Raw genomic sequence first — 15,396 nt, forward strand, 5'->3', positions numbered from 1 at the left:
TGGCCATGACCGTCACGCGCGCCCGACCGCCGGCGTCGCCGCTGCGCCGGACCGAGCGGCGCGTCGGCTACCTGTTCGTGCTGCCCACCGCCGCGCTGTTCGTCGCGTTCGTCGGCTGGCCGATCGCGCACTCGGTGTACCTGAGCCTCACCTCGTGGAGCGGCTTCGGCGTCCCGCGCTTCACCGGGATCGAGAACTACGCGCGGATGGCGGGCGACGACGTCTTCCGCACCGCGCTGGTGATCACCGTGGTGTTCACCGCCGTCACCACGGTGCTGCAGACCGTGCTGCCGATGCTCGTCGCCATCCTGATCAACGCGGGGTGGCGGCGGGCGGGCGTCGTCTTCCGCACGATCCTGTTCCTGCCGGGGATCATCTCGCTGGTCGTCACCGGCGTGCTGTGGCAGCTGATCTACGACCCCAACCTCGGCACGCTCAACGCCGTGCTCGGCGACCTGGGCCTCGAGTCGTGGCAGCAGCAGTGGCTCGGCGACCCGAACCTCGTCGTCCCGGCGATCGTCGTGGTCTCGCTGTGGCAGTCGCTCGGCCTCTACATGCTGATCTTCTTCGCCGGGCTGCAGGGCATCGATCCGACCCTGTACGAGGCGGCCCGGGTCGACGGCGCGAACGCGTGGCAGCGGCTGCGCCACGTCACCGTGCCGATGCTGCGCACGGTCACCGGCGTGGTCGTGGCGCTGAACCTCATCAACGGGTTCAAGACGTTCGACATCGTCTACGTCATGACCCAGGGCGGGCCGAACCACAGCTCCGAGGTGCTCGGCACCTACCTCTACAGCCTGGCCTTCGGCAGCCTGTCCGGGTCGATCCCGCAGATCGGCTACGCCACGGCCATCAGCATCGTCGTGATGGCGCTGTGCCTGGTGGCGGCCGTCGTCCAGTTCGCCGTCAACCGGAGGGCGACCGCACATGTCCGCTGACACCGAGATCCGCCCGAGCGCACCGGTGGTCCGGACCCCGCCACCACAGCCCCGGACCGGACGCCCCGGCGTCGCCTCCCGGTCCGCAGGCTTCGTGGTGCTGCTGGTGCTCGCTGCGATGACGATCTTCCCGTTCACGTGGATGGTGCTGACGTCGCTCCGTCCGAGCAACACCGTGTTCGGCGGGTCGTTCCTGCCGGAGGAGTACTCGCTCGATGCCTACGGCGAGGCCTGGAACAGCATCGGCTTCGGCAGCCACTTCCTCAACAGCGTGGTGATCACCGTGGTCACCGTGGCGGGCACCCTGTTTCTCGCCACGCTGTCGGGCTACGCGTTCGCGATGCTGCGGTTCCCGCTGCGCAACACGATCTACTTCCTGCTGCTGTCCACGCTGATGATGCCGGCGTCCGCCCTGATCATCCCGCTGTACCTGCAGCTGCGGAACCTGGGGCTGCTCGACTCCCGCTACGGACTCGTGCTGCTCTACATCGGCAGCTCCACCCCGTTCGCGATGTTCCTCATGCGCGCGTTCTTCGAGACGCTGCCGAAGGAGCTCATCGAGGCAGCGCGCGCCGACGGCGCAGGCGAGTTCACCGTGTTCTGGCGGGTGATGCTGCCCCTGGCCCGACCCGGCATCGCCACCGTCGTGATCTTCCAGTCGCTCTCGACGTGGAACGAGTTCCTCTACGCCAACACCGTCATCCAGAGTCCCGAGAAGCTGCCGCTGCAGCCGATCCTGTTCACCCTCACCGGCCAGTACGCCACGAACTGGCCGGTGCTCACCGCCGCGTTGACGATGGCCGTGATCCCCGTGATCGTCGTCTACGTGCGGATGCAGCGGCAGTTCGTCGCCGGCATGACGCTCGGTGCTGTGAAGAACTGAAGTGCCGTGAAGAACTAACGAAAGGCCCACCGTGCCCGTCTCCCCGATCCGCTTCGTCACGCTCAACGTGAGCGACCTCGACCGTTCGGTCGACTTCTACACCCGGCTGCTCGACCTGACCCCGGTGCCCGCGCCCGAGCAGGACGGCCCACGGCAGGCGTGGCTGTCGGCCGGACCCACCGTGCTGCGCCTGTCCGAGGTCCCCGGCGGCCGGGCGAGCGCCTGGATCGGCGACGACCTGCAGCGCGGCTTCCGGCACATCGGGCTCAAGGTGGTGGACCTCGACGCGCGGGTGGAGCGGCTGCACGCCGAGGGCGTCCGGTTCCACCTCGAACCGCTCGACGCCGCCGGCGGCGTGCGCATCGCCTTCTTCTACGACCCCGACGGCGTGCTGCTCGAGTTCATCCAGGGCGACCTGCAGTACGACGAGGTGTGGGACGAGGAGCTGGTGACGGCCGAGCGTGCGCAGCCGGTGCCGGCGGCACCGCGCTTCGACCACGTCGCCGTCACGGTCGACGAGCTGCAGGACACGCTGGGCTTCTACCGCTCGGCCCTCGGGTTCGGCGTCGCCGGGCGGCTCTTCCAGCCGCAGGACCCCCGCGGCTTCGAGATCACCTACCTGCACGCCGCCGGCACCGTGCTGGAGGTGTTCACCTACGGCGCCGAGAAGCAGGACCCGCCGTGGCGGCCCGACGCCGACCTGCTCGGCTTCCGCGGCATCGGCGTCACCGAGGAGGACCCGGACGCGGTCGCCGACCGGCTGGCCGAAGCGGGCGCGAAGCGCGACGCGGCGAACCCGTGCCTGCTCGTCGACCGCGACGGCCTGCCCGTCCTGGTGGAGGGCGTGCAGTGAACGACGACTGGCTGCGCCCGCTCGGGAAGACCGGTCTCACGGTCTCCGCGGTGTGCGCGGGCGGCAGCGGGATCGGCGGGATGCCGCAGGTCTTCGGCTACGACACCCCGGCCGAGCGCGGCATCGCCACGGCGGCCCGCGTTCTCGCCGGGCCGATCGCGTTCCTGGACACGTCCAACGGCTACAGCGGCGGCGAGAGCGAGCGGCGGATCGGGGCGGCCGTCGCGCAGGCGGGCGGGCTGCCGGACGGGTTCGTGCTCGCCACCAAGGTCGATCGCGACGCCTCCGGCGACTTCTCCGGCGCCCGCGTCCGTCGCTCGCTGGAGGAGAGCCTCGAGCGGCTCGGTCTGGACCGCGTCCCGCTGCTGTACCTGCACGACCCCGAGCACATCTCCTTCGACGAGGGCATGGCCGCGGGCGGGCCCGTCGAGGAACTGCTGCGGATCCGCGACGAGGGGCTCGCCGAGCACCTCGGCGTGGCGGGTGGTCCCGTCGCGCTGATGGACCGCTACCTCGGCACCGGGGCGTTCGAGGTGCTGCTCACCCACAACCGGTACACGCTGCTCGACCGCTCGGCCGACGCGCTGCTCACCGGCGCCGTCGAGCGGGGGGTGGCGGTCGTCAACGCGGCGTGCTTCGGCGGCGGGATCCTCGCCAAGGGCGCGGCGGCGACGGGCAAGTACGCCTACCGGGAGGCCCACCCCGAGGTGCTGGCCGCGGTGCGCGGCATGGAGGACGCGTGCGCCCGGCACGGCGTTCCGCTCGCCGCGGCCGCCCTGCAGTTCTCGATGCGGGACGAGCGCATCTCCTCCACCGTCGTCGGCTTCTCCCGCCCGGAACGCGTGGACGAGGTGGTGCGGCAGGCGACCATGGACATCCCCCCGGCGCTCTGGCCCGAGCTGGAGCGCCTGCTTCCGACCCCCGACCACTGGCTGGAAGGATCCACGGCGTGACCGACGCGATCACGTTCCCGGAGGGCTTCGCCTGGGGAACCGCCACGGCGAGCTACCAGATCGAGGGCGCCGTCGCCGAGGGCGGCCGCGGCCGCTCCATCTGGGACACCTTCGCCCACACCCCCGGTCGCACGCGCAGCGGCGACACCGGCGACGTCGCCTGCGACCACTACCATCGCTACGCCGACGACGTCGCCCTGATGCGCGAGCTGAACGTCGACACCTACCGGTTCTCCCTGGCCTGGCCACGTCTGCAGCCGAACGGGCGCGGCGAGCTCAACCCCGAGGGCGTCGCGTTCTACGACCGGCTCGTCGACGAGCTGCTGACCGCCGGGATCCGCCCGTGGGTCACGCTCTACCACTGGGACCTCCCCCAGGCGCTGGAGGACGCGGGCGGCTGGCCGGTGCGCGACACCGCGCTGCGGTTCGCCGACTACGCCGCGGCCGTGCACGCCCGTCTCGCCGACCGGGTGGCGGACTGGACCACGCTGAACGAGCCGTGGTGCTCGGCGTTCCTGGGCTACGCGTCGGGCCACCACGCCCCCGGGATCCAGGACCCCGCGGCCGCCGTGCGGGCCGCGCACCACCTGATGCTCGGGCACGGCCTCGCCGTCGAGGCGATGCGCTCGGCGCGGCCCGACCTGCGCTACGGGATCACGCTCAACCTCTACCCCACCGAGGCGGCCACCGACGACCCCGCCGACCTCGACGCCGCCCGGCGCGTCGACGGGCAGAGCAACCGGCTGTACCTCGACCCGATCCTCGCCGGCCGCTACCCCGACGACCTGCTCGCCGACCTCGTCCCGATCGCGGGCGGCGAGCACCTGCGCGACGGCGACGACAAGCAGATCGCGCTGCCGCTGGACGTGCTCGGCGTCAACTACTACAGCCGGCACGTGGTGCGTGCCGCCCGCCCAGACTCCGACTACACGCCGAACGATGCGTGGGTCGGCGCCGCCGACATCGAGAAGATCCGGACCGGGAAGCCGGTCACCGCGATGGGCTGGGAGATCGACGACCAGGGCCTCTACGACATCCTCACCCGCGTCGCGCGCGACTACGCCGCCCCGCCGATGTACGTCACCGAGAACGGCGCCGCGTACCCCGACGCCGTGGGCCCGGACGGGCGCGTGCACGACCAGCAGCGCATCGACTACCTGGACGGCCACTTCCGGGCGGCCCACCGCGCGATCGCCGACGGGGTCGACCTGCGCGGGTACTTCGTGTGGTCGCTGATGGACAACTTCGAGTGGGCGTGGGGCTACGACCGGCGGTTCGGCATCGTCCACGTCGACTCCGCCACCCAGCAGCGCACGATCAAGGACAGCGGGCGCTGGTTCGCCGAGGTGGCGCGGCGCAACGGCCTGCCCGCCTGAGACCGGAGGCTCACCATCACCTACGACCGGGCCCCCCGCCCCACGCTCGCCGAGGTCGCGCAGCGGGCGGGGGTGTCCCCGTCCACGGTCTCGCGGGTGGTCCGCGGCTCCACCCCGGTGAGCGCGGAGCTCGAACGCACCGTCCGCGAGGCCGTCGCCGCCACGGGGTACGTGCCCAACCTGGCCGCCCGGCAGCTGGTGACCAGCCGTTCGGACACCGTGGGCGTCGTGATCCCCGAGGACCAGGGCCACGTCTTCGGTGAGCCGTTCTTCGCCGGGATGATCCAGGGCGTCACCGCGCACCTGTCCACCACGCCGTTCCACTTCATCCTGGTGGTGGCGCGTTCGAGCGACGACCGGCAGTGGCTGCGCAACTACGTGGCGAGCCGGCACGTCGACGGCGTCATGCTCATCGCCCCGCAACGCGGTGACCCCCTCGGGCGGCTGCTGCACGAGACGGGCGTCCCGGTGGTGTTCATGGGCAAGCCGTTCGACGTCACCGGCTGCCGCTACGTCGACGCCGACAACACCGGCGGGATCGTCCAGGCCGTGGAGTACCTGTACGCGAAGGGCCGGCGCCGCATCGCGATGATCACCGGGGTGCGGGAGATGCGCTCGGCCACCGACCGGCTCGCCGGTTACCGCCGCGGGCTCAAACAGGTCGGCCTTCCGGTCGACGAGCGGCTCGTCGTCGACAGCGACTACACCGAGGAGGGCGGCGAGCGGGCCATGGGCGAGCTGCTAGGCCGCCCGGTGCCGATCGACGCCGTCATCGCCGCGTCCGACCTCAGCGCCGTCGGCGCACTGCGGGCCCTGCGGACCGCCGGGGTCCGCGTGCCACGCGACGTCGCGATGATCGGGTTCGGCGACGACCCGGACAGCGCGCGGCACCGCCCCCCGCTCACGACCGTGGCCCAACCGTCCGTCGAGATGGGCCGCAAGCTCGCCACGCTGATGGTCGACGCCATCGAGGGCAGGCCGGGCAGGCAGCGGGTGCTCATGCCGACGCAGCTCGTGGTGCGCGCGACGGCGTGAGTCCGCGCCTCCCGACCGGTTGGCGCGGCGCCCGGCTCACCTGCTGCTCGGCGGTGCGTCGGCCTGCTCCGCCGGGGCGCAGCCGCTCAGGGCCTCCAGGTGGCTCAACAACTGGAGCCATCCGGTGAAGGGCGCGCTCTGCTGCCCCTCGCCCGCCACGCCGACGGTGCCGTGCACCTGTCCCCCGTCGCCGGGGTCGGGCAGGGGATCGAACCGGACAACGACTTCCACGCGGGGGACGGTACGGCCGGTGGCACCCGCAGCGGATGTGGGAGCGTCCCTATCGTGTGCCCGCGCCCTCCCTACTGGCTCGCGCGGGCAGCAAACCGCCCCGTTCGAGTGCGACCACCAGGTCGACCCGTGAGCGGCACCCCGTCTTGCGGTACAGCCTGCTGAGGTAGGCCTCCACGGTCTTGCGGCTGTAGTGCAGCACCTGGGAGATCTCGCGGTTGCTCAGCCCGTCGTGCACGAGCTGCACGAGCTGCCGCTCGGTCTCGGTCAGTTCGTCCGCGCCGCCGGGCGGGCGGGGTGCCCGGCCCAGCGCCAGGCCCGCCTCCCGCGCCTGCGCCAGCACGAGCTTCTGCCACACCGGCGCGCCGAGGTCGCCGAACAGCGTCGACGCCCGGTGCAGGTGCTCCGCCCGGTCCTGCCCCAGCGTGGCGAGGACGTGGTGCGCCTTCGCCGCGACGAACGGCAGCCCCTCCGCGGTCGCCTCGTCGAGCACGTCCTGCGCGTGCTGTGGCCGCCGGTCCGCGAGCGCCATCGCGAGGTGAGCCGATCGGCGGATCTTCGGGGTACCGACCGTTGCCGCCAGCTCGGTGAGTTGCTCGGCCGCCCGTCGCGCCTCCCGGTGGTCCCCGACCTCGCGCAGACAGGAGGTGAGCACCTCGAGGGCGCACTGGGTCACCTCGCACCACCCGTTCGCGAGCCCGATGTCGCGTTGCCTGCGCAGGGTGTCCAGCGCGACGGTGTGGTCCTTGCCGGCCAGCGCGATGCGCCCGCGCACGCACTCCCGGACGGCCGCGTACACCGCCCCTTCCGCGGGCTCGACCCCGTCGAGGAGCCGGCCCGCGCCGGCGTGGTGTCCCTGCTCCAGCAGGATCCGCACCTCGATGAACCGCATCCACGTCAGATTGTTGGTGAGCCCGCTGAACTCCAGGCGCACGGCCTCGGAGCGGATCGTCTCCAGCGCCGAGCGCGGGCGCTACCACCTGCTGCTCGCCCAGGTGATCGCGCTGGCGCTGGCTGGTCGCCGCCCGCCGGGCCGGCAGCCTGCTGGACCGGGCGTTGACCACCACCACGTTCGGGCTGCTGTCCACGCCGGTCTTCGTGTCCGGGGTGCTGCTGATCCTCGTCTTCGCCGTGCTCGCCGACCTGCTGCCGGCCACCGGCTACACCCCGTTCACCGAGGACCCGGTCGAGAACCTCGAGTCGATGATCCTGCCCGCCGTCACCCTCGCGATCAGCGAGGTCGCGGTGTACGCCAGGCTCCTGCGCACCGACCTGATCGCCACGCTGCAGGAGGACTACATCGCGCTGGCGCGGGCCAGGGGCCTGTCGTCGCGGCGCATCCTGTGGCGCCACGCGCTGCGCCCCTCGGCGGTCTCCCTGGTCACCGTGGTCGGGCTGAGCTTCGGCGCGCTGATCGGCGGGTCGGTGATCGTCGAGACGCTGTTCGCGCTGCCGGGGGTCGGCAGGCTCATCGTCGACGCGATCTTCTCCCGCGACTACCTCGTGGTGCAGGGCGGCGTCGTGCTCGTCTCGCTCGGATACGTCGTCGTGAACTTCCTGGTCGACCTGATCTACGCCGCCATCGACCCGAGGATCCGCCGTGCTGCCACCTGACACCGCGACGGACCGGGCGCCGGTCACGCCCGCCGCCGCGAGTCTCCCCGCCGCGACCAGCCGTCTCCCGTGGCGGCTCGGGCGAGCCGCACGCCCGTCGCGCAGGCGGCGTCGGCTCGGGATCGGCTTCTGGCTCGCGGCGGCGTGGATCGCGCTCGTCGTGCTGGCGGCCGCCACCGCCGACCTGCTGCCGCTGCACGGCGTCGACGCGACCTTCGTCGGCCCGCCCGACTCGGGACCGAGCTGGTCCCATCCCCTCGGCACCGACGGGCTGGGCCGCGACCTGCTGAGCCGCGTGGTGTACGGGGCCAGGGTGTCGCTGGGCATCGGGATCGGGGCGCTCGCCATCTGCTTCGCCGTCGGCGGGCCGCTCGGCCTGCTCGCCGGCTACCACCGGGGCAAGCCCGAGGCGGTCATCATGGCGGTGAGCGACATCGCGCTGGCGTTCCCCGCGCTGATCCTCGCGCTCGCGGTGGTCGCCATGGCCGGAGCCAGCTTCCTCAACGTCCTGCTCGTGCTCGGCGCGCTGGGCGTGCCGGCGTGGACCCGCGTGGTGCGGGGCGCCACGCTGACCTACGCCGAGCGCGAGTTCGTGGTCGCCGCGCGGGCACTCGGCGCCCGGAGCCGCGATGTCATCTGGCGGGAGATCGTGCCCAACGTCCTGCTGCCCGTCGCATCCTTCGCGTTCATCGCGATGGCCGTCGTGGTGGTGGCCGAGGGCAGCCTCGCGTTCCTGGGCCTGTCCGTTCCCCCGCCCACCCCGTCCTGGCGCGGGATGATCAACGAGGGCCGCTACGACCTGGGGACCGACCCGCATCTGACCCTTGCCCCCGTCGCGGCCATGTTCCTCACGGTGCTCGCCTTCAACCTGGTCGGCGACCGGCTGCGCGAGCTGGGCGACGTCCGCGAGAGCGGCCTGGGCGTTCCGCGGCGCCGCCGGGTGGAGCGTCCCGCCCCGGCTCCCGTCGAGGACGCGGCCGGCGCCACGCACACCGGTGGTGGGCCGCGCCTGCTCGAGGTGGTCGACCTGCGCACCGCGTTCCGCACCGAGCGCGGCCACGTCCGCGCGGTCGACGGGGTGTCGCTCACCCTGGAGCGCGACCGGACGGTCGGCGTCGTCGGCGAGTCGGGCTCGGGCAAGACGATGCTCGTGCGTTCCGTCCTCGGGCTGCTGCCGTCGCAGAACACCGACCGCAGCGGGCGAGTGGTCTTCGACGGGCAGGACCTGTCCGGGCGGGACGCCGACGAGCTGCGCGACGTGCTGGGTACGCAGATGGGCGCGGTGTTCCAGGACCCGATGACCGCGCTCAACCCGGTGCGCACCATCGGCACCCAGCTGGCCGAACCGCTGCAGGTGCATCGCGGCATGAGCAAGCGCGACGCGCTGGCCAGGGCGCGCGAGCTGCTCGTGGCGGTGCAGGTGCCCGAGCCGGACCGGCGGCTGCGGCAGTACCCGCACCAGCTCTCGGGCGGCATGCGGCAGCGGGTGACGATCGCGCTGGCCCTGTCGTGCGACCCCGTGCTGCTGTTCGCGGACGAGCCCACCACCGCGCTCGACGTGACCGTGCAGGACCAGATCCTGCGGCTGCTGCACGCCCAGCGGCAGGAGCGGCACATGGCGATGCTGCTGATCAGCCACGACCTCGCCGTGGTGGCGCAGTGGGCCGACGAGGTGATCGTGATGTACGCGGGGAAGGTGGTGGAGCGCGGGCCCACCGAGGCGCTGTTCACCCGTACGCGCATGCCCTACACCGAGGCGCTCCTGCAGGCCATCCCCGATCCGGCCGATCCGAGCCACACGCGACTGCGGGTGGTCGAGGGCCGCCCGCCCGACCTCGCCGACCTGCCCACCGGGTGCCGGTTCCACCCCCGCTGCCCCTACGCCCAGGAGCGCTGCATGACCGAGGAACCCCCACTGATCGCGGCGGACGACCCCGGGCACGCCTACGCCTGCTGGTTCCCCGTCGGGACCGACGCCGGCCGGGCGGCGCTGGCCGAGAACATGCGGCGCGGCCGGCCCCAGACCCGCGAAATCCAGCCTCGCGAGATCGTGGCGGGGGATGACCGTGGCCGGTAGCGGAACCGCGCATCTGCGCAGCGGAGCGGACGTGCGGTTGCGCGTGGAGGACCTCGCCGTCGAGTTCCCCGCCGGGCGCCGAGGCACCGTGCACGCCGTGTCCGGCGTGAGCTTCGACGTGGCCCGCGGGGAGACGCTGGGCATCGTCGGCGAGTCGGGCTGCGGCAAGTCCACGACCGGCCGGGCGATCATGCAGCTGCCCCGGCCGACGGCGGGATCCGTGCGGCTCGACGGGACCGAGCTCACCGCCCTGCGCGGCGATCGGCTCCGGCGGACCCGCCGGCTCCTCCAGATGATCTTCCAGGACCCGATCTCGTCGCTCAACCCCCGTCGCGACGTGCGCCGGATCGTCGGCGAGGGTCTGCGCGTGTGGGGCAACGGCAACGGCGCCGACCGCATCGACGAGATGCTCGTGGCGGTGGGCCTCGACCCGGCGGCCGTGGAGGGCAGGCGCCCCCACGAGTTCTCCGGCGGGCAGTGCCAGCGGATCTGCATCGCCCGCGCCCTCGTCCTCGACCCCGAGGTGATCATCTGCGACGAGCCGGTGTCGGCGCTGGACGTGTCGGTGCAGGCGCAGATCCTCAACCTGCTCGAGGACCTCAAACAGCGCTACGACCTCACGCTGGTGTTCATCGCGCACGACCTGGCCGTGGTGAAGAACATCAGCGACCGGATCCTCGTGATGTACCTGGGCAAGACCTGCGAGCTCGCTTCGAGCGACGCGCTCTTCGCCCGGCCCGCCCACCCGTACACCCGGGCGCTGCTCGCCTCCATCCCCAAGGGCGCACCGGGGCGGGCCGCGGCCGACCCGGCGATCAACCGCGAGCCCCCGTCCCCGATCCACCCGCCGAGCGGGTGCCGGTTCCGCACCCGGTGCCCCCGCGCCGAGGACCGGTGCGCCCGGGAGGAACCGGAGATGCGGCAGGTGGGGACCGCCCACTGGCTCGCGTGCCACTTCCCGGTGACGGAGGACGCACCGCGGTGATCAGCGGTGGCCGAGGTGGCGGATGCCGCTGGACCGCCCGTGGTTCCGCGACGCGCTGGCGGCCGAGACCGCGGAGGCGCACCTGCGGGCGCACGTCGCCGGGACGCGGAAGGTGCTCGAACGGGTCGCGCCGATCACCGAGGTCGTCGCCGCCGCGGCCGCGACCGACCCCGACGTCGCCGAGCTCTGGCAGTACGACGAGGACCCGCGCTTCACCGTGCAGTCCGCCGCCGCGCGTTCCCTGATGGCCAAACCGGGCGCCTCCGCGGACGTCTCACCGGAGGGGGCCGCCGACGTGCTGTACGGGCTGCTCGGCCCGGAGCTGTTCCTGCTGTTCGTCCGGGACCGCGGCTGGTCGCCGCAGCGGTGGGAGCGGTGGGTCCTCAGGGCGCTCCGGACGCAGCTCTGCGACGTGTGACGACGCCGAGCCGGCCGTCGGCGACCTTCAGGACCGCGACGAGCACGAGGGCGACGAGCACGACGACCGCCGTGTTGCGCAGGGCGGCCGCGTAGCCGAGCGCGGTCACGTCGAGGAAGGGATAGGGGTACCAGCCGGAGACCGCGCCGTGGGCGAACGTGTACGCGATCCACGCCAGCGGCCAGGCGAGCGCCCACGCCATCGTGGCCCGGTCGATCCGCGGGCGCGGACCGAACAGCAGCCATCCGAGGAGGGTGAGCCACGGCGAGACGTAGTGGAACCCGGCGTTGGCCCACGCGGCGGCGCCCTCGTGCTCCATCAGGTTGGCGAGCACGGTGGCGTACACGATCCCGGTGATCACGATGCCGAGCAGCGCATCCAACCGGACGACCCGCCAGAGGCGGCCGTCGCGGCCGGAACGCAGCGCCAGGCTCACGGCTGCGACCAGCACGATCAGGTTGCTCTGGATCGTGAAGTAGCTGAACAGCCGCAGCAGCCTCGTGCCCACGTCGAGGTGCTGGGTGCTCCGGCCGGAGTTGACGTCCGTGCCACCGGTGATCACGAGGGTGACCTGGATGACGAGGGCGACGAGCACGACAACGGCGAGCGTCGCGTGCCATGCCCGGCTCCACGCGTACCCGCGCACCGTCGTGTCGCGCTGGGGCGATGACACCGCCGACTTCCCCATCCCGGGCCGCCCCTCTCCGGGCGCCGGGACGTCACCCGGGCCGTGGGTTTACGGTAGGGCTCGTGCCACCCGCGGGGCACGCCCGTCGCCCGCCCCGGTGACGGTGCGCGGGGGCCGCGTCCGGCCGACGTCCACGACCCGCCGGATCTCGGCCTCCCCCGCGTTGCCGCCGGTGCACATCACCGCCACCCGCTGCCCGGCGAACCGCTCCGGATGCGTCAGCACGGCGGCCAGCGCCGCGGCGCCGGCGCCCTCGGCGAGGACGTGCAGGTCGCGCAGCATCGTCCACTGTGCACGAGTGATGCCGGCGTGGTCGACGAGCAGGAAGTCGGCCAGGTGGGCCCGCATGATCTCCTGCGGCAGCGCGAAGCCGGTGCCGGTGGCCAGGCCCTCGGCGATGATCCGGTTCGGCCGGGCGACGGGCTCCCCGCCGCGCCACGAGTCGTGGGCCGCCGGGGACGCCGCGGACTGGACCGCCACCACCCGGCAGCCCGGCGCCACCGCCGCGGCCACCAGGCACGCGGCCGCCGCCCCGCTCCCGCCACCCACGGGGACGACGACGGCGTCGAGGTCCGGGGCCTGCTCGAACAGCTCCAGGTAGGCCGTGGCGACCCCGGCGACCAGCTCGGGCTCGTCCCCCGCGCTGACCAGCCGCTTCCCGGTGCGCGCGGCGAGCTCCGCAGCGTGGGCGCTCGCCTGCTCGAGCGCGGCGCCGTGCTCGACGAGCTCTGCCCCGAGCGCCCGGACGGCAGCGGCCTTGGCGGGGTTGGGCCGCTCGGGCATGACGATCGTGCACGGTGCCCCGAACCGGGCGGCGGCGTAGGCCAGCGACTGGGCGTGGTTGCCCGTCGAGTACCCGAGCACGCCGCGGGCCCGCTCGGCCGGGCTCATCCCGGCCAGCAGGGTCAGGCCGCCGCGGACCTTGAACGCCCCGACCGGCTGCACGTCCTCCCGCTTCACGTGCAGGGTGACCCCGTCCGCCCAGGGGTGCACCCGCAGGGGCGTCGGGGCCAGGTGCGCGGCGAGGAGACGACGGGCCCGCAGGGTGTCGGTGATGGTCGGGAGGCGCATGCGATCGACGGTGGCAGCGCCGGATCGATAGGTCCAATACACGTTCTCCGCAGAACCAGAGACCGCGTCTATGGTTCCCGGATGCTCGATCTGACGCGCCTGCGCGTGCTGGTCGCGGTCGCCCGCGAGGGCTCGGTGACCGCGGCCGCCGAGGCGCTGCACTACGCCCAGCCCTCGGTCAGCCACCACCTGGCCCGGCTGGAGGCCGAGGTCGGCGTCCCTCTCCTGCAGCGGGCCGGGCGCGGGGTCCGGCTGACCGAGGCCGGCCGCCTGCTCGTCGAGCGCGCCGAGGAGATCCTCGGGCGGGTGGAGGCCGCGCGCACGGAGATCGCCCAGCACGCGGGGCTGCGCGCGGGCCGCGTCCGGCTCGCCGCCTTCCCGTCGGCGCTCGCCACGCTCGCCCCGCGGGCGATCGCGCGGATGGCGGTGACACACCCCGGCGTCGAGGTCGCGCTGACCGAGGCCGAGCCGCCCGCGGCACTGCTCGCGCTGCAGCGCGGCGAGATCGACGTCGCACTCGCGTTCGAGCACGGCGATGCCCCGCCGCCGACCCGCGGGATCGTGACGGCGCCGCTGCTCGACGAACCGCTCTACGCCGTCACGCCGCGCGACCGAGACTGGCCCGGCCGGCGCTCCGAACTCTCGACCTACCGCGACGAGCGCTGGATCGCCGGATGCGAGCGCTGCCGGGCGCACCTGGTGGCGGCGTGCGCCCGCGCGGGTTTCGCGCCGTCCATCGAGTTCGAGATGGACGACTACGTCGCCGTGCAGGCACTCGTCGCCACCGGGCTCGGCGTCAGCACGCTCCCCGGCCTCGCCCTCGTCGCCGCCCGCGACCCGGACGTGCGCATCGACCGGATCCCCGGCGACGGGCGGCGCATCCTCGCCGCCACGTTCGGCCGCCCCGCCCCACTCCCGGCCCAGGCGTTCCTGGACGCCCTGCGCGAGACGACCCGGGCCCCGCGCTGGCCCCGCTCCGACGAGACCGTGCCCCGGTCATCGGCCGAGGCGGGTGGGTGATCGCCGCGAGAGTGCAATCCGCGCGGTGGCGGGTGCGGAGATGCGGATCTCGCAGCGGTGAGCACGCGGACACGCATCTCACGACGATCAGTTCGCGGGGACGCCGGTCCGACGGGGACCGAGCAACCGACGGGCCATGATCCTCACGAGGTTGCGGTTTCCGCGGTCCTGACTGCACGGACACACATGTCACGGCGATCATGGGGCGAGTGATCGCTGCGAGCGTGCACTTCCTGAGGCCGTGAGCGCGCGGACGCACATCTCACGACGATCAGTTCGCAGGGACGCCGGACCGACGGGGACCGAGCAACCGCCGGGCCATGATCCTCACGAGATTGCGGCTTCCGCGGTCGTGACTGCACGGACACACATCTCGCGGCGATCACGCCTGACACAGCACGACATGCACATACGTTGACCGCGGCCCCGAAGCCAGGACCCGTCCGCCAACGTCTTCGACATGGTCATCGACGACACCTGGCCCGCCGGCGTCGGTCTCGAGTGTCCGCGCTGCCGCGGGTCGTCGCGGTGTTCGCGTTGCCGGCGGCCGGGTTCACGTTGCTGTTCGGGCCGATCGCGGGCCTCTTCGGCCGCGGCACTACTGACGGCGCATGCAGCGGCTGTCCCGCTCCGGGGACAGACAACGTGCGAGCGCGGCGTAGATCGCTATCTGGACCGGTCGAGACCGACGCCCGATACTTGATTGGTTCCAGTAACTGCGCCACACTTCGGCGCGTGCCAACGACGTCGGACTTCGAGCGCATGTTGCGCAAGGCCGCTCTGCGCGTGACACGCCCGCGGGTAGCGGTGATGTCCGCGGTGCACGACCATCCGCACGCCGACACGGACTCGATCATCGGCCTCGTGCGCGAGGATCTCGGTGAGGTGTCCCACCAGGCCGTCTACGACGTGCTGCGCGCGCTGACTGCCGCGCGTCTGGTGCGGCGCATCCAGCCGCCCGGTTCCGTCGCGCGCTACGAGGCGCGGGTCGGGGACAACCACCACCACGTCGTGTGCCGGTCGTGCGGCGCCATCACCGATGTCGACTGCGCGGTCGGCAACGCCCCCTGCCTGACGGCCTCCGACGACTCGGGCTACGACATCGACGAAGCCGAGGTCATCTACTGGGGCCGATGTCCCGACTGTGTCGCGGCAACGTCCGCCGCGTCCGGCGGCTGATCACAGACACGAGGTGCTCGCCACCAGCAGAGCAACACAGCCTCGGATCGAGCGCACAACGTCAGTAGCTACCAG

Annotated in this window: 16 protein-coding genes; 12 read left to right on the forward strand and 4 right to left on the reverse strand. The window is 72.9% G+C overall.

The genetic code is table 11. The annotated features are described in order from the left end of the window. Positions 1 to 5 precede the first annotated feature (5 nt). The 6 genes from KME75_RS10110 to KME75_RS10135 are packed head-to-tail and all read left to right on the forward strand — an operon-like array spanning position 6 to position 6,038. Positions 6 to 938, forward strand: a complete 933-nt coding sequence (locus KME75_RS10110; RefSeq protein ID WP_219414328.1) for a carbohydrate ABC transporter permease — start codon at positions 6 to 8, stop codon at positions 936 to 938. Then, on the forward strand, positions 928 to 1,821 hold the full coding sequence (locus KME75_RS10115) for a carbohydrate ABC transporter permease (protein ID WP_219414329.1): 894 nt from the start codon (positions 928 to 930) through the stop codon (positions 1,819 to 1,821). Before KME75_RS10110 ends, KME75_RS10115 begins: the two co-directional genes overlap by 11 nt. Before the next feature lie 31 nt (positions 1,822 to 1,852). After that, entirely contained in the window at positions 1,853 to 2,674 is an 822-nt protein-coding gene (locus KME75_RS45755; protein ID WP_219414330.1) for a VOC family protein, read from the forward strand. Further along, positions 2,671 to 3,627 (forward strand): aldo/keto reductase, encoded by a 957-nt coding sequence (locus tag KME75_RS10125; protein ID WP_219414331.1) that lies wholly within the window; start codon positions 2,671 to 2,673, stop codon positions 3,625 to 3,627. Before KME75_RS45755 ends, KME75_RS10125 begins: the two co-directional genes overlap by 4 nt. Next, positions 3,624 to 5,003 carry a GH1 family beta-glucosidase gene (locus KME75_RS10130; RefSeq protein ID WP_308282676.1) on the forward strand — a complete coding sequence of 460 codons (1,380 nt, stop codon included), beginning with the start codon at positions 3,624 to 3,626 and terminating at the stop codon, positions 5,001 to 5,003. The genes KME75_RS10125 and KME75_RS10130 overlap by 4 nt, the downstream gene beginning before the upstream one ends. Before the next feature lie 15 nt (positions 5,004 to 5,018). Further along, a complete protein-coding gene (locus KME75_RS10135) occupies positions 5,019 to 6,038 on the forward strand; it encodes a LacI family DNA-binding transcriptional regulator (RefSeq protein ID WP_308282679.1) in 1,020 nt (339 codons plus the stop codon). Positions 6,039 to 6,074: 36 nt separating this feature from the next. On the opposite strand, the gene KME75_RS10140 is transcribed toward KME75_RS10135, so the two are convergent. Both KME75_RS10140 and KME75_RS10145 read right to left on the reverse strand, forming a co-directional pair. After that, positions 6,075 to 6,269, reverse strand: coding sequence for a hypothetical protein (locus KME75_RS10140; protein WP_219414332.1), 195 nt, complete (start codon positions 6,267 to 6,269; stop codon positions 6,075 to 6,077). 49 nt (positions 6,270 to 6,318) lie between these two features. After that, on the reverse strand, positions 6,319 to 7,203 hold the full coding sequence (locus KME75_RS10145; protein WP_219414333.1) for a helix-turn-helix transcriptional regulator: 885 nt from the start codon (positions 7,201 to 7,203) through the stop codon (positions 6,319 to 6,321). Between the two features lie 122 nt (positions 7,204 to 7,325). Between KME75_RS10145 and KME75_RS10150 the strand changes: the two genes are divergently transcribed. From KME75_RS10150 to KME75_RS10165, 4 genes are read left to right on the forward strand one after another with little or no spacing between them, the layout of a single operon-like run. Beyond that, positions 7,326 to 7,883 carry an ABC transporter permease gene (locus KME75_RS10150; protein ID WP_219414334.1) on the forward strand — a complete coding sequence of 186 codons (558 nt, stop codon included), beginning with the start codon at positions 7,326 to 7,328 and terminating at the stop codon, positions 7,881 to 7,883. Then, positions 7,870 to 9,960, forward strand: a complete 2,091-nt coding sequence (locus KME75_RS42960) for a dipeptide/oligopeptide/nickel ABC transporter permease/ATP-binding protein (protein ID WP_308282677.1) — start codon at positions 7,870 to 7,872, stop codon at positions 9,958 to 9,960. The genes KME75_RS10150 and KME75_RS42960 overlap by 14 nt, the downstream gene beginning before the upstream one ends. Continuing rightward, a complete protein-coding gene (locus tag KME75_RS10160) occupies positions 9,944 to 10,945 on the forward strand; it encodes an ABC transporter ATP-binding protein (RefSeq protein WP_219414335.1) in 1,002 nt (333 codons plus the stop codon). The genes KME75_RS42960 and KME75_RS10160 overlap by 17 nt, the downstream gene beginning before the upstream one ends. A gap of 22 nt (positions 10,946 to 10,967) precedes the next feature. Next, on the forward strand, positions 10,968 to 11,363 hold the full coding sequence (locus KME75_RS10165; protein WP_219414336.1) for a hypothetical protein: 396 nt from the start codon (positions 10,968 to 10,970) through the stop codon (positions 11,361 to 11,363). Here the strand turns inward: KME75_RS10165 and KME75_RS10170 are convergent. Both KME75_RS10170 and KME75_RS10175 read right to left on the reverse strand, forming a co-directional pair. After that, positions 11,329 to 12,036: a Pr6Pr family membrane protein gene (locus KME75_RS10170; protein ID WP_308282678.1), complete on the reverse strand. Its 708-nt coding sequence runs from the start codon at positions 12,034 to 12,036 to the stop codon at positions 11,329 to 11,331. The genes KME75_RS10165 and KME75_RS10170 overlap by 35 nt on opposite strands. Before the next feature lie 63 nt (positions 12,037 to 12,099). Next, positions 12,100 to 13,122, reverse strand: coding sequence for a threonine ammonia-lyase (locus tag KME75_RS10175; protein ID WP_219414338.1), 1,023 nt, complete (start codon positions 13,120 to 13,122; stop codon positions 12,100 to 12,102). Between the two features lie 81 nt (positions 13,123 to 13,203). Between KME75_RS10175 and KME75_RS10180 the strand changes: the two genes are divergently transcribed. Then, entirely contained in the window at positions 13,204 to 14,142 is a 939-nt protein-coding gene (locus tag KME75_RS10180) for a LysR family transcriptional regulator (protein ID WP_219414339.1), read from the forward strand. Between the two features lie 735 nt (positions 14,143 to 14,877). Next, positions 14,878 to 15,321: a Fur family transcriptional regulator gene (locus KME75_RS10185; RefSeq protein WP_219414361.1), complete on the forward strand. Its 444-nt coding sequence runs from the start codon at positions 14,878 to 14,880 to the stop codon at positions 15,319 to 15,321. Positions 15,322 to 15,396: the final 75 nt, after the last annotated feature.

Origin of the sequence: Pseudonocardia nigra, assembly GCF_019396355.1 — a bacterium.
GTDB lineage: Bacteria > Actinomycetota > Actinomycetes > Mycobacteriales > Pseudonocardiaceae > Pseudonocardia > Pseudonocardia nigra.